This window comes from Streptomyces sp. NPDC060049, assembly GCF_042736715.1.
In the GTDB taxonomy this organism is placed as follows: Bacteria; Actinomycetota; Actinomycetes; order Streptomycetales; family Streptomycetaceae; genus Streptomyces.
Genome location: NZ_JBHWVV010000003.1, coordinates 245,614 through 262,524, shown reverse-complemented (window position 1 = coordinate 262,524; position 16,911 = coordinate 245,614). Strand labels below are relative to the sequence as shown.

Here is a 16,911-nt window from a genome sequence, read left to right as displayed (position 1 = left end):
GCCAGTGCTGTGACCGGAAGGGCCCACCGGGCCGGAGGACCGGCGACTCAACGGCCGGCCGCGGGTATCGGCTCCGGCACTACGGCCGCCGGGACGGCCGGCTCCCCCTCGCTCAGACCGAACCGCTCGTGCGCCCTGCGCAGAGACGCCGGCGCCCACCAGGTGGCCTTGCCGGTCAGCTTCATGACCGCCGGTACCAGCAGGCTCCGGACGACCATCGCGTCCATCAGCACGGCCAGCGCGATCCCGAGGCCCAGCATTTTGGTGTTGGTCACCCGCGAGCTGCCGATGGCGACCATCACCACGGCCAGGATCACGGCCGCCGCGGTGATCAGACCGCCCGTGCGGGCCAAGCCGGTGCGCACCGCGCCCTCGTGGTCCCCGGTCCGGTCGTACTCCTCCTTGATCCGGGATATGAGGAACACTCCGTAGTCCATGGAGAGCCCGAAGGCGATGCAGAACATCAGCACGGGCAGGGTGGTCTCGATGTCCCCCGTGGAGGTGAAGGCGAGCGGTCCCGAGAGGTGCCCCTCCTGGAAGACCCAGACCACCGCCCCGAACATCGCCGTCAGGCTCAGCGCGTTGAGCAGTACCGCCTGGAGCGGTATCAGCAGGCTGCCGGTGAGCAGGAAGACCAGGAGCAGAGTCGCCGCCACCACGAGGGCCAGGGCCAGGGGCAGCTTCTCGGCTATGGCATTGCGGGCGTCGACGAGCACGGCGGCCTGTCCGGTCACGGAGGTCTCGAAGGGGGCCTCCACCTTCCTGACGTGGCCGACCAGGTCTTGGGCACCCTGGCCCACCGCCTCCCCCTCGGTGAGCACCGAGAAGTAGGCGTACGCCTCGCCGGACACCGCGCTCACCGGTCCGTCCACCCTCACGACTCCGGGCAGGGCTTCCACCTCCCGCTTGTAGCCGTCGAGAGCGGCGCCGGACGCGCCCTCGGTCAGCACGGTGAGCGCGCCTCCGGGGGCGCCCGCGAAGCCCTCGCGGATCTGCTGCTGCACCACATGCGATTCGGCGGTCTTCGGCAGTTGCCGGTCGTCCACGGTGCCGAACTGCACTCCGAGGAACGGCATCCCGAGGAGCAGCAGCGCGGCCGTGGTGGCCAGGGCGAACACCGGGGCCCGACGCATCACCAGAGACGTCAGCCGGGCCCAGCCCTGCCCGTCCCCGACCGGGGTCGCGGTCTTCCGGGCCGCGCCGCCCCGCTGCCACAGCCGCCGCAGGTCGAGGGAGTTGACCCGGTGTCCGAGCAGTACCAGCGCTGCGGGCAGCACGATCAGCGCTGCCGCCGCGGCGAGCAGCACCACCGCGACCCCCGCGTAGGCGAAGGAGCGCAGGAAGTACATCGGGAAGAAGAGCATGGCCGAGAGGGAGACGGCGACGGTCAGAGCGGAGAACAGCACCGTGCGTCCGGCGGTGCGCAGGGTGGCCCCGACGGCGGCCACCGGGTCGCGTCCGGCGGCGAGCTCCTCGCGGAACCTGCGCACGATGAACAGGGCGTAGTCGACGGCTAGTCCGAGGCCGAGCGCGGTGGTGAGGTTCTGCGCGAAGACGGAGACGTCGGTGAACTCGGTGAGACCGCGCAGCACGGCATTGGTCCCGATGATGGCCACGATGCCGACACCGAGGGGCAGCAGGGCCGCGACGGCGCTGCCGAAGACGAGGACGAGCAGGACCAGCGTCACCGGCAGGGCGATCAGCTCGGCGCGCAGCAGGTCCTCCTGGATGGTGGTGGTCACCTCGCGCTGGACGGCGGCCGGCCCTCCGAGGGAGACCTCCACCGGACCGTGCTCGCCGCGGTAGTGCGGGGCGATCCGGTCGAGGACGGCATTGACCGCCTTGTCGTCGCCGGGTATCCGGGCCACGACGAGGGCCTGCCTGCCGTCCGTGGAGCGCAGGGCGGGCAGTTGGGTCTGCCAGTAGGAGCCGACGCCGATCACCCCCTGCTCGGCGGCGAGTTCCGCGGCCAGCCGCTGCGCCTCGGCCGCCACGGCGGGGTCGTCCACCCCGGCCGGCCCCACCCCGGCTCCCGCGTCGACGAGCAGCAGCAGATTGGACTGCGAGCCCGGGAACTCTCGCTCCAGGGCCTCGGTGGCATAGGTGGACCGGGCTCCCGGGTCCTCCCAACCTCCGCTGCCCAGACGATCGGCGACGCCGCCGCCCGCGAAGACGGCAAGTGCCGTGACCAGCAGCGCGAGGAGCAGCGAGAGCCTCGGGCGCGCGGTGACGAGCCGGGTCCACCGGCCGCCCTCCCCGGGCGGCGGCGGTTTTTTGACTTCGGACATGACTCGGTGTCCCCTTCACCGTGATTGCCAGGCCACTTAGACTGGCAAACACGAGCAGTCGCTCGCGTTTTCCAAGAATGCGAGCGAGTACTCGCGTTTGTCAATCACCCACGGGAGCAAGGGATTGGACATGCGGGAGACCTCGCGGACCAAAAGCGCGGACAAAGCGGACGAACGGACCCCGGAAGCGGCCGCCGGAACGGCGCCCCGCCGCCGCCAGGCCCGCGGGGAGCGCCGGATCGCCCAGCTCCTGGCGGCGGCCGCCGGGGTGTTCTGCCGCACCGGCTACGCCGCCGCCAGCACCAACGCCATCGCCCGCGAGGCCGGCGTGTCCCCGGGCACGCTCTACCAGTTCTTCCCGAACAAGGAGGCCATCGCCGTCGAGCTGGGCGGCCAACTGCTCCAGCGCGCCCACGAGGCGCACGGCCAGGCCTTCCTCCCCGAGAACCTCGACCGGCCGCTGCCCGAGCTGCTCGACGCGGTCCTGGACCCCGTCATCGCCTTCAACTGCGAGAACCCGGCCTTCTGGGCGCTCATGCACGGCTCGGGCGTCCCCGGGATCGCCCAGGAGCACGACGAGCTCCACACCGGGATGCTGACCCGCGTCGAGGAGGTGCTGCGCGCCTGCGTCGCCTCCGGGACCGCCACCCCGGCCGGCAGAGCCGCGCAGGCCTCAGCCACCGCCCCCGCCGATCTCACCCATGTCGCGCACATGGTCCTCGGCATCGTCAAAACCTCGCTCGAGCTGATCCTGGCCAGCGAGGGCGCCGAGCGGGCCGCCTACGTCGCGGAGCTGAAGACCGTCCTGCTCCGCTACCTGGACCCGATGATCACCACACCCCTTCCCGACTGACCCTCTCGCCCATTCGGCTCCCGCCTTCGGCCGGCCGGACTGCGACCCGCGCCCGAAGAAGGCCCGACGACGCTCGCGTTGATACCCCCTAGGGGTATAGTCTTCGAGTGTCGGGAGGACGGTGGAGCGATCCGCCGCCTTCCGGCGCCCGGAAACGCCCTTGAAGAGGAGAACGACATGAGCGCCGACACGGACACCCAGACCACCACCGTCTACCGGGTGACGGGCATGACCTGCGGGCACTGCGAGGGTGCGGTGACCTCCGAGCTCTCCGCCCTGGCGGGCGTCAGCTCGGTCAAGGCCGTCGCCGCCACCGGCGAGGTCACCGTGGTCTCGGCCGCCCCGCTCGACGAGGCCGAGGTGCGCGCCGCCGTCGACGAGGCCGGATACGAGCTCACCGGCCAGGCCTGAGCACCTCCTCTTCGGCACGCCTGTCTTCGGCACAGCCCCGCCGGGCCGTACCGGCCGGCTCATACTGGTCCCGTACGGCCCGGCCCACCCCCTGGAGCCCGGATCATGAGCAGCAGCACAGTGCACGACGGACCCATAGCGGCGCCCGGCACGGCCGCGGACGAGGCGACGGCCACCGCGGCCCCGGCCGAGGTCGAGCTGACCATCGGCGGGATGACCTGCGCCTCCTGCGCGGCCCGCATCGAGAAGAAGCTGAACCGGATGGACGGGGTCAGCGCGTCGGTGAACTACGCCACCGAGAAGGCGAAGGTCTCCTACGGCGAAGGCGTCCGGGTCGCCGACCTCATCGCGACCGTCGTCAAGACCGGCTACACGGCCGAGGAGCCCCCGCCGCCGCCGGAGCCCGGGCCCGAGCCGGAGAGCGGGCGGGAAGCAGGGCACGAGGAGGTACCGGACCCCGAGCTCGCCGCGCTGCGCCAGCGCCTCCTGGTCTCCGCCGCCCTCGCGCTGCCCGTCGTCCTGCTCGCGATGGTCCCGGCCCTGCAGTTCGACAACTGGCAGTGGCTCTCGCTCACCCTCGCCTCCCCCGTGGTCGTCTGGGGGGCGCTGCCCTTCCACAAGGCCGCCTGGACCAACGCCCGGCACGGGGCCGCGACCATGGACACACTGGTCTCCGTCGGCACCCTGGCCGCCTTCGCCTGGTCACTGTGGGCCCTGTTCTTCGGCCACGCCGGAATGGCCGGCATGCGGCACGGCTTCGACCTCACCGCCTCGCGCACCGACGGCGCCTCGGCGATCTACCTGGAGGTGGCGGCGGGCGTCGTCGCCTTCATCCTGCTCGGCCGGTACCTGGAGGCCCGCTCGAAGCGGAAGGCCGGCGCGGCCCTCAAGGCGCTGATGCACCTCGGCGCCAAGGACGTGGCCGTCCTGCGCGGCGGCGCCGAGGTGCGCGTCCCCGTGAGCTCGCTCGCCGTCGGCGACCGGTTCGTCGTCCGGCCCGGCGAGAAGATCGCCACCGACGGGACCGTCGTCGAGGGCAGCTCCGCCGTGGACGCCTCCATGCTGACCGGCGAGTCGGTCCCGGTCGAGGTCACCGTCGGCGACGGCGTCACCGGGGCCACCGTCAACGCCTCCGGCCGCATCGTCGTCGAGGCCACCCGCGTCGGCTCCGGCACCCAGCTCGCCCGGATGGCCAAGCTCGTCGAGGACGCGCAGAACGGCAAGGCCGAGGTACAGCGCCTCGCCGACCGGATCTCCGGGATCTTCGTACCGGTGGTGCTCGTCCTGGCCCTCGGCACCTGGGTGACCTGGCTGCTGCTCACCGACGACCCCACGGCCGCCTTCACCGCCGCCGTGGCCGTCCTGATCATCGCCTGCCCCTGCGCCCTGGGCCTGGCCACGCCGACCGCGCTGATGGTCGGCACGGGCAGGGGGGCTCAGCTCGGGATCCTGATCAAGGGCCCCGAGGTGCTGGAGTCCACCCGCCGCGTGGACACCGTCGTCCTGGACAAGACCGGGACCGTGACCACCGGGCGGATGACCCTGTCGGGCGTGCACGCCGCCGAGGGCGTCGACGAGACCGAGCTGCTGCGCCTGGCCGGCTCCCTGGAGCACGCCTCCGAGCACCCGATCGCCCGTGCCATCGCCGCCGGCGCCGCCGGAAGGACCGGGGAACTGCCCGTCCCCGAGGGCTTCGAGAACCTCGCCGGCCTCGGCGTCCAGGGCGTCGTCGACGGACACGCCGTCCTGGTGGGCCGCGAGAAACTGCTGGCCGACCGGTCGATCCCGCTGCCCGCCCCCCTCGCCGCCGCCAAGGCCGCCGCCGAGGCCGCGGGCGCCACCGCCGTCCTGGTGGCCTGGGACGGGGAGGCGCGCGGGGTGCTGACCGTGGCCGACGCGGTCAAGGAGACCAGCGCCGAGGCGGTGTCCCGGCTGCGGGCCCTAGGACTGACCCCGGTCCTGCTGACCGGCGACAACAAGGCCGTCGCCGAGACCGTGGCCCGCGAGGTGGGCATCGACGAGGTCATCGCCGAGGTCCTGCCCGAGGACAAGGTGGACGTCGTACGCCGGCTGCAGGCGCAGGGCCGTACGGTCGCCATGGTCGGCGACGGCGTCAACGACGCGGCCGCGCTGGCCCAGGCCGACTTGGGCCTCGCGATGGGCACCGGAACGGACGCCGCGATCGAGGCGGGCGACCTGACCCTCGTACGGGGCGACCTGCGGGTCGCGGCGGACGCGATCCGGCTCTCCCGCCGGACCCTGGCCACCATCAAGGGCAACCTGTTCTGGGCCTTCGGCTACAACGTCGCGGCGCTGCCGCTGGCGGCCGCCGGGCTGCTCAACCCGATGATCGCGGGGGCCGCGATGGCCTTCTCCTCGGTCTTCGTGGTGACCAACAGCCTGCGGCTGCGCTCGTTCCGCTAGTGAGCCCCCTTCGCACATCGCGCACAGTTCCTTCACGGGAGACGCAGATCACAGTGATCGCAACGTAACCATCGGGCAGCCCAGTGGGTCTAATGGTGCGGTGCAAGGGAACGTCTGGGGGCGTTTCGCGGGGGTCTTGGGGGACACCCGTGGCATCAGCCGGCCGGGACGCGTGCCCCGGGGAAGCCTGGAGCGGCCCTCCCGACCCGTACGGGTCCCGGCAGACACCGGAGCGCGCCGCGCGCGCTCCACACAGACACCCGGTCCGGGTCCCGTGGGGGGAATCCGTTCCGGGGTAAGGAAAGCGCCCCGACCTTCGACCCGTGGGGGGATCGATGGCGGGGCGCTTTTCCTTGGACCGCGGATGCCGCGTTCCCGCGGCGCCGGGGGGCGCCGCGGCGAGAGCCTCGGGTCAGCGGGCCTCGACCGGGACGAAGTCGCGCAGGACCTCGCCGGTGTAGATCTGGCGCGGGCGGCCGATGCGGGAGCCGGGCTCCTTGATCATCTCGTGCCACTGGGCGATCCAGCCGGGCAGGCGGCCGATCGCGAAGAGCACGGTGAACATCTCGGTCGGGAAGCCCATGGCCCGGTAGATCAGGCCGGTGTAGAAGTCGACGTTCGGGTAGAGGTTGCGCTCGACGAAGTAGTCGTCGGCCAGCGCGTGCTCTTCCAGCTTGAGCGCGATGTCGAGCAGCTCGTCGTCCTTGCCGAGCGCCGAGAGGACATCGTGCGCCGCCGCCTTGATGATCTTCGCCCGGGGGTCGAAGCTCTTGTAGACGCGGTGCCCGAAGCCCATGAGGCGGACGCCGTCTTCCTTGTTCTTCACCTTGCGGATGAAGGCGTCGACGTCGCCGCCGTCGTTCTTGATGCCCTCGAGCATCTCCAGAACGGACTGGTTGGCGCCACCGTGCAGCGGGCCCCACAGGGCCGAGATGCCGGCGGAGATCGAGGCGAACATGTTCGCCTGCGAGGAGCCGACCAGACGCACGGTGGAGGTGGAGCAGTTCTGCTCGTGGTCCGCGTGCAGGATCAGCAGCTTGTCGAGCGCGGCGACCACGACCGGGTCCAGGTCGTACTCCTGGGCCGGCACGGAGAAGGTCATGCGCAGGAAGTTCTCGACGTAGCTGAGGTCGTTGCGCGGGTAGACCACCGGGTGGCCGACCGACTTCTTGTACGCGTACGCAGCGATCGTCGGGAGCTTGGCCAGCAGCCGGATCGTCGAGAGGTTGCGCTGCTTCTCGTCGAAGGGGTTGTGGCTGTCCTGGTAGAACGTCGACAGGGCGCTGACCACGGAGGACAGCATCGCCATCGGGTGCGCGTCACGCGGGAAGCCGTCGTAGAAGCGCTTGACGTCCTCGTGCAGCAGCGTGTGCTGGGTGATCTCGTTGCGGAACGACGCGAGCTGGTCGACGGTCGGCAGCTCCCCGTTGATCAGCAGGTAGGCGACCTCGATGAAGGTCGAGCGCTCCGCCAGCTGCTCGATCGGGTATCCGCGGTAGCGCAGGATGCCCTGCTCACCGTCGAGGTAGGTAATGGCGGACTTATAGGCGGCGGTGTTTCCGTAGCCGCTGTCCAGGGTGACCAGCCCGGTCTGAGCCCGGAGCTTCGCAATGTCGAAGCCCTGGTCGCCCACGGTGCTTTCGACCACCGGGTAGGTGTATTCACCGTCCGCGTACCGCAGTACTACAGAGTTGTCGCTCACGTCATCCCTCACCGACGTAGTGCCTCTTCTTCGAGGTGCCCTGACTGCCTCTACCTTCCCCCATTTGGCACGGGTGAGTGCACTCGGGGTCGGGGTTTGGTGTTTTTGACGGCACTGAGTGCCTTCAGCCTGCTCATCCTGCCCGCTGCGCACGGCGGCGGATACCCCAAATGATCGATCATTTAGGTGATGTTTCCCACCGGTATGCGTCCGGAGAGCCGGGGAGCCACGGCTGTGTACCTCCTGCCTGCGGAAACGGTACGCACCGCCTGGCCGAGAGCCTTGCGGGACCCGACCAGGACGACCAGTTTCTTCGCCCTGGTCACCGCCGTGTAGAGCAGATTCCGCTGGAGCATCATCCAAGCGCCGGTGGTGACCGGGATCACGACCGCTGGATATTCGCTTCCCTGGGACCGGTGGATGGTCACGGCGTACGCGTGGGCGAGCTCGTCGAGCTCGCCGAACTCGTAGGCCACCTCCTCGTCTTCGTCCGTGCACACCGTCAGGCGCTGTTCGTCCAGGTCCAGGCCCGTGACCACGCCGACCGTGCCGTTGAAGACGCCGTTGGCGCCCTTCTCGTAGTTGTTCCTGATCTGGGTGACTTTGTCACCCACTCGGAAGACACGGCCGCCGAAACGCTTCTCGGGCAGGTCCGGCCGGGCCGGGGTGATGGCCTGCTGGAGCAGGGCGTTGAGGTTGCCGGCGCCGGCCGGGCCGCGGTGCATGGGTGCCAGGACCTGGATGTCGCGCCGCGGGTCGAGCCCGAATCTGGCTGGAATTCGTCGTGCGGCGACATCGACGGCAAGCTTCCCCGCCTCCTCCGTGTCCTCTTCGGGAAAGAGGAAGAAGTCGGGGAGCCCGTCGGTGATCGGCGGCAGACCGGTGTTGATGCGGTGCGCGTTGGTGACCACACCGGACTGCTGGGCCTGGCGGAAGATGGTGGTCAGTCGGACGGCGGGAACCGGTCCGCCCTCGGCGAGCAGATCGCGCAGCACCTCGCCGGCGCCGACCGAGGGCAGTTGGTCCACGTCCCCGACGAGCAGCAGGTGCGCGCCCGGCGCCACCGCCTTGACCAGCTTGTTCGCCAGCAGCAGGTCGAGCATCGAGGCCTCGTCCACGACCACCAGGTCCGCGTCGAGCGGCCGCTCCCGGTCGTAGGCCGCGTCCCCGCCCGGTTTGAGTTCCAGGAGCCGGTGCACGGTGGAGGCTTCGGCCCCCGTGAGCTCGGCCAGCCGTTTGGCCGCACGGCCGGTGGGGGCCGCGAGGACCACCTTGGCCTTCTTGGCACGGGCCAGCTCCACGATCGAGCGGACGGTGAAGGACTTCCCGCAGCCGGGGCCGCCCGTGAGGACGGCGACCCGGCGGGTGAGGGCGAGGCGGACGGCGTCCCGCTGCCCGGGGGCCAGCTTGGCGCCGGTCCGTCCGGCCAGCCAGCCCAGGGCCTTGTCCCAGTCCACGGCCTGGAAGGCGGGCATCCGGTCCTCGTCGGCGTGGAGGAGCCGGCGCACCTGGCCGACCAGTGACAGTTCGGCCCGGTGGAAGGGCACCAGGTACACGGCGGTGAGGTCCGGGCCGCCCTGCGGATCGGGCACCCGTTCCCGTACGACGCCCTCCGGGTCGGCGGCGAGCTCCGCCAGGCAGTCGATGACCAGCCCGGTGTCCACTTGGAGCAGCTTGACCCCGTCGGCGATGAGCCGGTCCTCGGGCAGGAAGCAGTGCCCCTGGTCGGTGGACTGCGACAGGGCGTACTGGAGGCCGGCCTTGACCCGCTCCGGGCTGTCGTGCGGGATGCCGACGGCCTGCGCGATGCGGTCGGCGGTGAGGAAGCCGATGCCCCAGACGTCGGCGGCGAGCCGGTAGGGCTGGTTCTTCACCACGGAGATGGAGGCGTCGGCGTACTTCTTGTAGATGCGCACCGCGATGGAGGTGGAGACGCCCACTCCCTGGAGGAAGACCATGACCTCCTTGATGGCCTTCTGCTCCTCCCAGGCTGCGCCGATCAGCTTGGTCCGCTTGGGGCCGAGGCCGGGCACCTCGATCAGCCGCTTCGGCTGCTCCTCGATGACGTCCAGGGTGTCGGTGCCGAAGTGCTCCACGATCCGGTCGGCGATCTTCGGTCCGATGCCTTTGATCAGGCCGGATCCGAGGTAGCGCCGGATGCCCTGGATGGTCGCGGGAAGGAGCGTGGAGTAGTTCTCGACGGTGAACTGCTTGCCGTACTGCGGGTGCGAGCCCCAACGGCCCTCCATGCGCAGCGATTCGCCCGGCTGGGCCCCCAGGAGGGACCCGACGACGGTGAGCAGGTCGCCGGCGCCGCGGCCGGTGTCGACCCGGGCGACCGTGTACCCGCTCTCCTCGTTGGCGTAGGTGATGCGCTCGAGCACCCCTTCGACCACGGCCGACGACGTCGTCGCGTTGGTAGTCATGGCACGACGCTACCGTCCGGTGCCGACAGCCCGGCGGACCTGGGGACAACTCCCCCCGGCGGGCGCCGCGCCGGTCCTTTCCAGGCTCCGGAGAACCGAAAGGGGGTCCGGCCTTCCGGCCGGACCCCCTCACGGTTACCCCTCCCTCGTCGGACTTCCCGATCCCCCCAGATCCCTCCCCGGAAGTGCCGACGCACCATACGACCCGCGACCACCGCCCGTGGTTGCACGCGGATCCACACCTTTACTCCTCCATTACCCAAGGGTGATCCCGGCGCTACCCGAGGTGCCGGTGAATCACCTCAGAAGTAGCGTTTCCGGCATGAGCGAACCTTCGATCCAGGACGACGTGCTGAGCGAACTCGGCGACGACCGGCTGACCGAGATCGCCGGACTCCTCGGTACCGACGCGAACGGCGCCCGTGACACCGTGGCGACCACGGTCGGAGCGATGACCGGTGACCTCCGCCAGAAGGCCGGCGCCGATGACGACGACGGCAACGAGGTCCGCCAGGCCTTCGCCGAAGTGGCCGAGCCCCCGCTGGAAGGCGTGGCCACCCTCGGCGGCGGCCTGGGCGGCCTGCTCGGCGGCGGGATGATGGCCGGGGTGCTCGCCAAGGTGAGCAAGCCCGTGGCCAACGCGGTCTCCAAGAAGACGGGCATTCCCGCGCCCACCGTGGCCCGCGTCATCGAGATGCTCATCCCCGTGCTGCTGGCCGTCTTCGCCAAGCGCGCGGCCGCAAGCAAGGCCGGGGCGGGCGCGGCCCCGGGAGCGGCGGGCGCGGCCCCGGGAGCGGCGTCCTCCGGTGGCGGCCTCGGCGACCTGCTGGGCCAGATCCTCGGCGGCGGCAGGAAGTAGTACCGCCGCGCGTTCACCCCTGCGGCCGACCCGGCCCCGAGCGTCGGGGCCGGGTCGGGCGCGGTGGTCCGGGCCGCCCCCCGGCGGTCCGGACCCGACGCAGAGCCGGACCCACCCGGCCCTGCGTCAGATCGCGGGACGGTAGAAGAAGGTCTTGCGGTGCTCGATCCTGCCGTCGCGGACGAGGTAGGTGTCGGCGAAGGCCTCGTCCAGGGCGGTGCCGTCCTTGTCGGCTCCCCTGAAGCGCCCCCAGCAGGCGGCCGCGGCCAGCCCGCCGGTCACCTGACTCACCTCGTGAGCGCCCGAGGTGATGATGCGTTCGTGCTCGTAGAAGCGGCGGATGCGCTCCAGGCCCTCCAGCGGCGGATAGCCGGGGCGCTCGTAGACGGCGTCGGGCGAGAAGACCTCGCCGAGCCGGTCCCACGAGCGGGTGTCGATCACCTGGAACAGCCGGGCCACCAGGAAGTCGGCGGTCACCGGTGCGGGGGACGTGGTTGTCACGGCCATGCTCCTTCAGGGTGCGGACAGTGCGGGATGCGGACTGTGCGGATGCGCACCGGGCGGGTTGTCACGCGGTGCGGGTCGTGCGGCCGGGGGTCACCCGTGGGTACTGCGCGTGCGGAAACGTCCATGGGCCCCCGCCGGAGGCGGGGCGGTCGTCAGGAGCCGTCGGCCAGGGCCTTCTCCCAGGCCGTGGCCAGGCGGGCGACGCCTTCCTGGCGCTGCGCGTCGTCCAGGGAGGCGAAGGACAGCCGCAGCACGCGCGAGCCGTCCTCCTCGATGCAGAAGGGAGTACCCGGCACGATGGCCACGCCCTGCGCCAGCGCGTGCTCGTACAGCGCGTCCGAGCCGACGCGGGGGTCGGTCAGCCGGCACCAGAAGAAGAGGCCGCCGCGCGGGCGCTCGAAGTCCAGCCAGGGCAGGCGCTCGCGCAGCAGCGCCTCCATGTCGCGCGCCCGCCCGCCGTAGAGCGTGCGCAGCCCGGCCAGGTGGGCCGGCAGGAACTCCGGGTCTCCCAGCAGGTCGACGAGCAGGTACTGGCCGAAGGTGTTGGTCTGCAGGTCACCGCACTGCTTGGCGGCGATCAGCTCCCCGATCAGCCCGGCCGGGGCGACCAGGCCGGCCACGCGCAGTCCCGGGCAGACCGTTTTGGACAGGCTCATCAGACGGACGACCCGGTCGCTGTGGACGTCCGTGGACGGCAGTCGGCGGCCCTCGAAGGCGAGGTCGCCGTACGGGTCGTCCTCGACGACCAGGAAGCCGTACCGCTCTGCCAGCGCGGCCAGGTGGCGGCGCCGCTCCTCGGAGAGCACCGCGCCGGTCGGGTTGTGGAAGTGCGGTACGACGTAGACCAGCTTGGGCCGGGCACCGGCGGCGAGACGCTGCTCCAGTACGTCGGTGCGCATGCCGTCCGCGTCCCCCGGCACCGGCAGCAGCAGGGCTCCGGCCCGCCGGAAGACCTGGACGGCGCCCAGGTAGCTGGGGTCGTCCAGTGCCACCTCGTCGCCCTCGTCGATGAGGGTCTGGGCGACGAGGTCCAGGCCCTGCTGGCTGCCGGCGGTGACCATCACCCGGTCGGGCGTGACGGGGGCGCCGGTCGCGGTGGCCCGCGCCGCGATCACCTCGCGCATCGGGGCGATGCCGTCGGTGGGGGCGTACTGGAGCGCCCGCACGGCGGAGCCGGCGAACAGCCGCTCCGCGGCCTCGGCGAGCCGGGCCACGGGGAAGCTGTCGGGTGCCGGGATGCCCCCGGCCATCGAGAGCACACCGGGCGCGGCGGCGGCCGCCAGGATCCGGCTCACCGCGTCGGAGCGGCCCCAGCCGGTCCGGCGGGCGAGCAGGCTCTCGATGCCGCCGCCGGCCGTGCCCGGCCGCGCCACGGGGGTCACGGACGGAACCGGGGTCACCGGGGTCACGGGGGTCACCTTGCCTCCACCTTCCTCGGCTGCGCGCCGATCTGCGCCGGGAAGTCCTTCAGCCGCCACACCGGCGATTTCAGGACCACCAGGACCGCGGTCAGGAAGACCGCGGCCGTGACGAACAAGGTCTCCCGCAGCCCGATGAGGTCACCGAGCCAGCCGCCCAGCAGGGCGCCGAGCGGGAGGGTGCCCCAGGAGACGAACCGGTAGCCGGCGTTCATCCGGCCCAGCAGGTGGTCCGGGGTCATGGACTGGCGCAGGCTGATGATGTGGATGTTGGCGATGGTGCCGCCGGCGCCGATCAGCGCGAAGGCTGCGACGAACAGGGCGAGCGAGAGCGCGCCGCCGTTCGCCGGAGCGGCCGGGATGGCGGCGGGGGCCAGGCAGCACAGCAGCAAGGCCGCCAGGATGGCCGGGCCGAGCCCGATCCTGCGCTTGAGCCACTGCGCGAACATCGAGCCGACCAGGGAGCCGACCGCGCCGGTGCCGAGCAGCAGGCCGATGCCGCCGGGCGAGATGCCGAGCGTGCGGGCCGCGTACAGCACGAAGACGGTCTGGAGCGACATCCAGCACAGGTTGTACAGCCCGGACTGGAGGGCGCAGGCCCGCAGGTGGGCGCTGTCCCAGATGATGCGGACGCCCTGGTTGATGCTCGTCCGGATGCCGGTCCGCTCCTGCTGGGGCACCGGCGCCGGTTCGGCGCGCCGTACCGCGAGCAGGGTGAGCACGGACACCAGGTACGAGATCCCGTTGATCAGCAGCGCGTAGGGGGCGGTGACCCAGCCGACGAGCAGGCCGGCGAGTCCGGGGCCGCCGATCTGGGCGAGCGAACTGGTGCCCTGGAGCTTGCTGTTGCCCTCCACCAAGTGTTCCTTGCCGACCAGGGTCGGTAAGTACGACTGGTAGGAGACGTCGAAGACCACCGTCAGGGTGCCGACGAGCAGCGCGGCGACGTAGACGTACTCGATGCGGAGCAGGTCGAGCACGGCCAGCAGCGGCACCGCGCTGACCAGCAGTGCCCGCCCCACGTTGGCCATGATCATCAGCGGCCTGCGCCGCACCCGGTCGACCCACACGCCGACCAGGAGGGTGACCATCAGGAACGGGGCGTAGGAGGCCGCGTTGACGAAGCCCACCTGGGAGGAGCTGGCGTCGAGCGTGAGGACCGCGGTGAGCGGCAGCGCCAGGGTCGTGACCTGGGCCCCGACCTGTGAGATCGCCTCCCCGGACCAGAACTTGAGGAATTCCGGGTCCCGCCAGAGCGTGGAGCCGCCGGCGCCGGCCGGGGGGCCGGCCGGAGCCTCCTCCAGCGCCTCGGCGGCCCCGTTCCCGATGTCGGTCACTTCGCGTCCACCACCCCGGCGGCCGGGTCGACGTGGAAGGCACAGCCGATCTGGGCGCCGCGCAGCATGCTGACGATGCCCACGGCCGGGTCGGTGACGCCACGGGCGAGGGTGCCGGCGTACCGTCCGTCGACCATCAGGGTCCCGTAGGCGACGGCCATGTCCTCGCAGCTCTCGCCGTCCTCGGAGAGGAAGCGCTCGGTGGTCGGCAGCAGGCGGTGCTGCAGGACGTACGGGCCGTCCGTGGCCTGGCGGAGCTTGGCCACCCACTCCTTCTGGTCGGTGGTCCAGCCGGGGGTGACGCCGACGCCGCCGTAGAGGAGGGTGGGCTTGAGGACCAGGTGGTCCTTGTTGGCGATGGCGTAGGGCAGCAGGTCGATCTTCTCGCCGTCGAAGGTGACCTTCTCGTCGCGCACGAACCGGGTCCAGGGCAGGATCCGGTCGATCAGCTCGCGCTCCTCCTCGGTGAAGACACCGCGGTTGCGCTCGTCACTGAGCATGGCCAGGCTGCCCTTGTTGCCGTACAGCTCGCAGTCCAGCGGGGCGAAGAGCTCGACGCCGCCCGCCTCGACGGCGTCCAGCAGGGGGTTCACGAGGTCGTAGGTGCGGGGCTCGTCCGGCATTTCACCGGGCAGGAACATCCGGTAGACCACATCGACCTTGCGGCCCCGGTGCAGGACGTTGCCGGCCTCGTACGTGAAGTCGCCGAGGTGGCAGACGACGGGCTCGAAACCGAGCCGCTCGAAGGCGGGGACGACGAAATCCATCCAGCACTTGGACTTCTCGAAGCCCTCGGGCCAGTCGGTGATCGCGAGCAGCGGGCGCTCCACTCCTTCCAGGGAGGGTGCCTGGCGGCGGAGCACCTCGGTGATGCGGGCGAGCGGGTCGGGGTAGACCAGGCCCTCGGCGTCCGCGAACTTCACGAACTCCTCGTCCTGGACCAGGGCCCGTGCGAACTCGCCCATCTGCCAGCCGCCGAGCGAGGAACCCGTGTTGAGCTCCATGACGCGGAAACCGCCGGTCTCGCGGTACAGATCGGCGCGGGAGAGCGGGGCGAGTTCGTCGGAGGAGCCGCGCAGGACCAGGTCGGCCTGGGTCGGGGACATTCCGACGGCCCGGGCGAAGGCGCGCAGGTCGCCGTCGAAGAGCCGGGCGGGCACCGCCTTCAGCAGCTCGAAGAGGCCGCCGAGGTCGCGCTCCAGGGTGGCGACGTCGCTCGCGCTGAGGAAGACGGGACGGTTGAGGCCCTCGCCGCCGCCGGCGCCGGTGCGGAACCGCTCCACGCCCCGGACACCGGAGACGGTCATCCGCCGGGCGGTGCGCTCGTGGTCGAAGAAGCGGCGGGTCACGGCGTTCTCCACGCGGGCGCCCAGCCGGTGCGCGGCGACCCCGGAGACCTCGGTACGGGAGAGCTCCTCGGCCCGGTCCAGGGCGCGGCGGGTCTTGGCGGGGGTGTCGCTCACCGCGATGAGCGCGGCGGAGCGCGGGGTCAGGCCGCGCGGCGGGAGCAGCAGCTCGTCGCCGGGCTCCACCAGCGCGACCGCCTCGACCAGGTCCTCGACGTCCTCGGGGGCGGGCAGCACGACACGGTCGACGGCTCCGTCGTAGGCCGGGTAGAGGAAGCGGACTTCGGCGCTCTTGGCACGCGTCGGGGTGATGTCGGGGATCTCCTCGAAGGCGATCCGGGCGGCGGCCAGCGGCAGGTCCACGCCCGTGGCCAGGTGGTTCAAGTGCGGGATGAGGTCGCCGCCGAGGCGGCCGTTGAGCTCGATCAGCCGCGGGCCGTCCGCGGCGACCCGCAGTTCGGTGTGGGTGACGCCGAAGTCGACGCCGACCGCGCGGTGGGATCCCTGGACCAGTTCGGTGACGGCCCCGGCCCACGGCTCGTCGCGCCAGTCGGTGACGAGGTGGCCGACCTCCTCGAAGTACGGGTGGGCGCCCAGGCGCTTGCGGGCCACGGCCACGGGGGTGGCGACGCCGTCCACGACGACGCTGTCCACGCTGAGTTCGGGGCCTTCGACGAACTCCTCGATCAGTACCGAGGCGGTGGTGCCGGCGCCGCGCAGGCGGCTGGTGGAGGCGAGCCGGAAGGCCTTGCGCAGGCCGTCCACGTCGCGGGCCATCATCACGCCGAAGCTGCCGCCGAGGGTGCGGGGCTTGACGACCACGGGGAAGCCGATGGCCTCGGCCGCGGCGACGGCCTCGTCCTCGGTGGTGGCCGGGATGTAGCGGACGGCGGCCATGCCGGCCGCCTCCAGGGCCTGGCGGGTGGCGTACTTGTCCCGGCAGACGCGGGCGGCGGCCGGGTCCATGGCCCGCATGCCCAGCTTCTTGGCGACCGAGGAGACGGCGACCAGCGACCACTCGTCCCAGGTGACGATCGCGGCGTCCGCGACCTCGCCCCGCAGGTCGGCGACGGGTGCGTACAGCTTGGCCGCGTCGGTGGTGTCGGCGATCCGGTGGGTCTCCACGTAGCGGGACTGCCAGGTGGGCGCCTCCGGCGCGACGAGCGTCACCTCGTAGTGCCGGGCGAGGGAGGCCAGGGCGTATTCGCGGTACTGGCGTATGCGGCTGCCGACGAGGATGACGCGTCGGCGTTCGGTGCTCATGAAGACCACGGTGGGTTCCTTTCGGTGCGGGGCGTGGTGCCTTGGCCCCGGCAAGACAGGGGGTGCGGGGAGGGACG

The 16,911-nt window shown here is 71.6% G+C and carries 11 protein-coding genes; 4 read left to right on the top strand and 7 right to left on the bottom strand.

Annotated elements, in window-relative coordinates; all coding sequences use genetic code 11:
• Positions 1–47: 47 nt before the first annotated feature.
• Positions 48–2,288: an MMPL family transporter gene (locus ACFWBY_RS06440; protein WP_385343795.1), complete on the bottom strand. Its 2,241-nt coding sequence runs from the start codon at positions 2,286–2,288 to the stop codon at positions 48–50.
• A 130-nt stretch (positions 2,289–2,418) separates the two neighbouring features.
• Here ACFWBY_RS06440 and ACFWBY_RS06435 point away from each other — a divergent pair, with 130 nt between their 5' ends.
• From ACFWBY_RS06435 to ACFWBY_RS06425, 3 genes are all read left to right on the top strand, one after another.
• Positions 2,419–3,141, top strand: coding sequence for a TetR/AcrR family transcriptional regulator (locus ACFWBY_RS06435; RefSeq protein WP_385343792.1), 723 nt, complete (start codon positions 2,419–2,421; stop codon positions 3,139–3,141).
• A 177-nt stretch (positions 3,142–3,318) separates the two neighbouring features.
• On the top strand, positions 3,319–3,552 hold the full coding sequence (locus ACFWBY_RS06430) for a heavy-metal-associated domain-containing protein (RefSeq protein WP_385343789.1): 234 nt from the start codon (positions 3,319–3,321) through the stop codon (positions 3,550–3,552).
• A 105-nt stretch (positions 3,553–3,657) separates the two neighbouring features.
• The gene (locus ACFWBY_RS06425; protein WP_385343786.1) at positions 3,658–5,976 is read left to right on the top strand and encodes a heavy metal translocating P-type ATPase; all 2,319 of its coding nucleotides are present in this window, start codon (positions 3,658–3,660) and stop codon (positions 5,974–5,976) included.
• Between the two features lie 412 nt (positions 5,977–6,388).
• Here ACFWBY_RS06425 and ACFWBY_RS06420 read toward each other — a convergent pair whose 3' ends face one another.
• On the bottom strand, positions 6,389–7,678 hold the full coding sequence (locus ACFWBY_RS06420; RefSeq protein WP_385343783.1) for a citrate synthase: 1,290 nt from the start codon (positions 7,676–7,678) through the stop codon (positions 6,389–6,391).
• A gap of 182 nt (positions 7,679–7,860) precedes the next feature.
• Positions 7,861–10,104, bottom strand: a complete 2,244-nt coding sequence (locus ACFWBY_RS06415; protein ID WP_385343780.1) for an ATP-dependent RecD-like DNA helicase — start codon at positions 10,102–10,104, stop codon at positions 7,861–7,863.
• A gap of 322 nt (positions 10,105–10,426) precedes the next feature.
• On the opposite strand from ACFWBY_RS06415, the gene ACFWBY_RS06410 reads away from it, so the two are divergent.
• On the top strand, positions 10,427–10,963 hold the full coding sequence (locus ACFWBY_RS06410; protein WP_385343777.1) for a DUF937 domain-containing protein: 537 nt from the start codon (positions 10,427–10,429) through the stop codon (positions 10,961–10,963).
• A 126-nt stretch (positions 10,964–11,089) separates the two neighbouring features.
• Here the strand turns inward: ACFWBY_RS06410 and ACFWBY_RS06405 are convergent, their stop codons facing one another.
• From ACFWBY_RS06405 to ACFWBY_RS06390, 4 genes are all read right to left on the bottom strand, one after another.
• Positions 11,090–11,464 (bottom strand): nuclear transport factor 2 family protein, encoded by a 375-nt coding sequence (locus ACFWBY_RS06405; RefSeq protein WP_385341601.1) that lies wholly within the window; start codon positions 11,462–11,464, stop codon positions 11,090–11,092.
• Positions 11,465–11,622: 158 nt separating this feature from the next.
• The gene (locus tag ACFWBY_RS06400; protein ID WP_385341598.1) at positions 11,623–12,888 is read right to left on the bottom strand and encodes a PLP-dependent aminotransferase family protein; all 1,266 of its coding nucleotides are present in this window, start codon (positions 12,886–12,888) and stop codon (positions 11,623–11,625) included.
• A complete protein-coding gene (locus ACFWBY_RS06395; protein ID WP_385341596.1) occupies positions 12,885–14,225 on the bottom strand; it encodes an MFS transporter in 1,341 nt (446 codons plus the stop codon). The genes ACFWBY_RS06400 and ACFWBY_RS06395 overlap by 4 nt, the downstream gene beginning before the upstream one ends.
• Positions 14,222–16,834, bottom strand: a complete 2,613-nt coding sequence (locus tag ACFWBY_RS06390; protein ID WP_385341593.1) for an ATP-grasp domain-containing protein — start codon at positions 16,832–16,834, stop codon at positions 14,222–14,224. Before ACFWBY_RS06390 ends, ACFWBY_RS06395 begins: the two co-directional genes overlap by 4 nt.
• Positions 16,835–16,911: the final 77 nt, after the last annotated feature.

Excerpts from the sequence above, each read along its gene's own strand:
- ACFWBY_RS06440 (WP_385343795.1), bottom strand. The coding sequence starts at position 2,288 with ATGTCCGAAGTCAAAAAACCGCCGCCGCCCGGGGAGGGCGGCCGGTGG.
- ACFWBY_RS06435 (WP_385343792.1), top strand. The coding sequence starts at position 2,419 with ATGCGGGAGACCTCGCGGACCAAAAGCGCGGACAAAGCGGACGAACGG.
- ACFWBY_RS06430 (WP_385343789.1), top strand. The coding sequence starts at position 3,319 with ATGAGCGCCGACACGGACACCCAGACCACCACCGTCTACCGGGTGACG.
- ACFWBY_RS06425 (WP_385343786.1), top strand. The coding sequence starts at position 3,658 with ATGAGCAGCAGCACAGTGCACGACGGACCCATAGCGGCGCCCGGCACG.
- ACFWBY_RS06415 (WP_385343780.1), bottom strand. The coding sequence starts at position 10,104 with ATGACTACCAACGCGACGACGTCGTCGGCCGTGGTCGAAGGGGTGCTC.
- ACFWBY_RS06410 (WP_385343777.1), top strand. The coding sequence starts at position 10,427 with ATGAGCGAACCTTCGATCCAGGACGACGTGCTGAGCGAACTCGGCGAC.
- ACFWBY_RS06390 (WP_385341593.1), bottom strand. The coding sequence starts at position 16,834 with ATGAGCACCGAACGCCGACGCGTCATCCTCGTCGGCAGCCGCATACGC.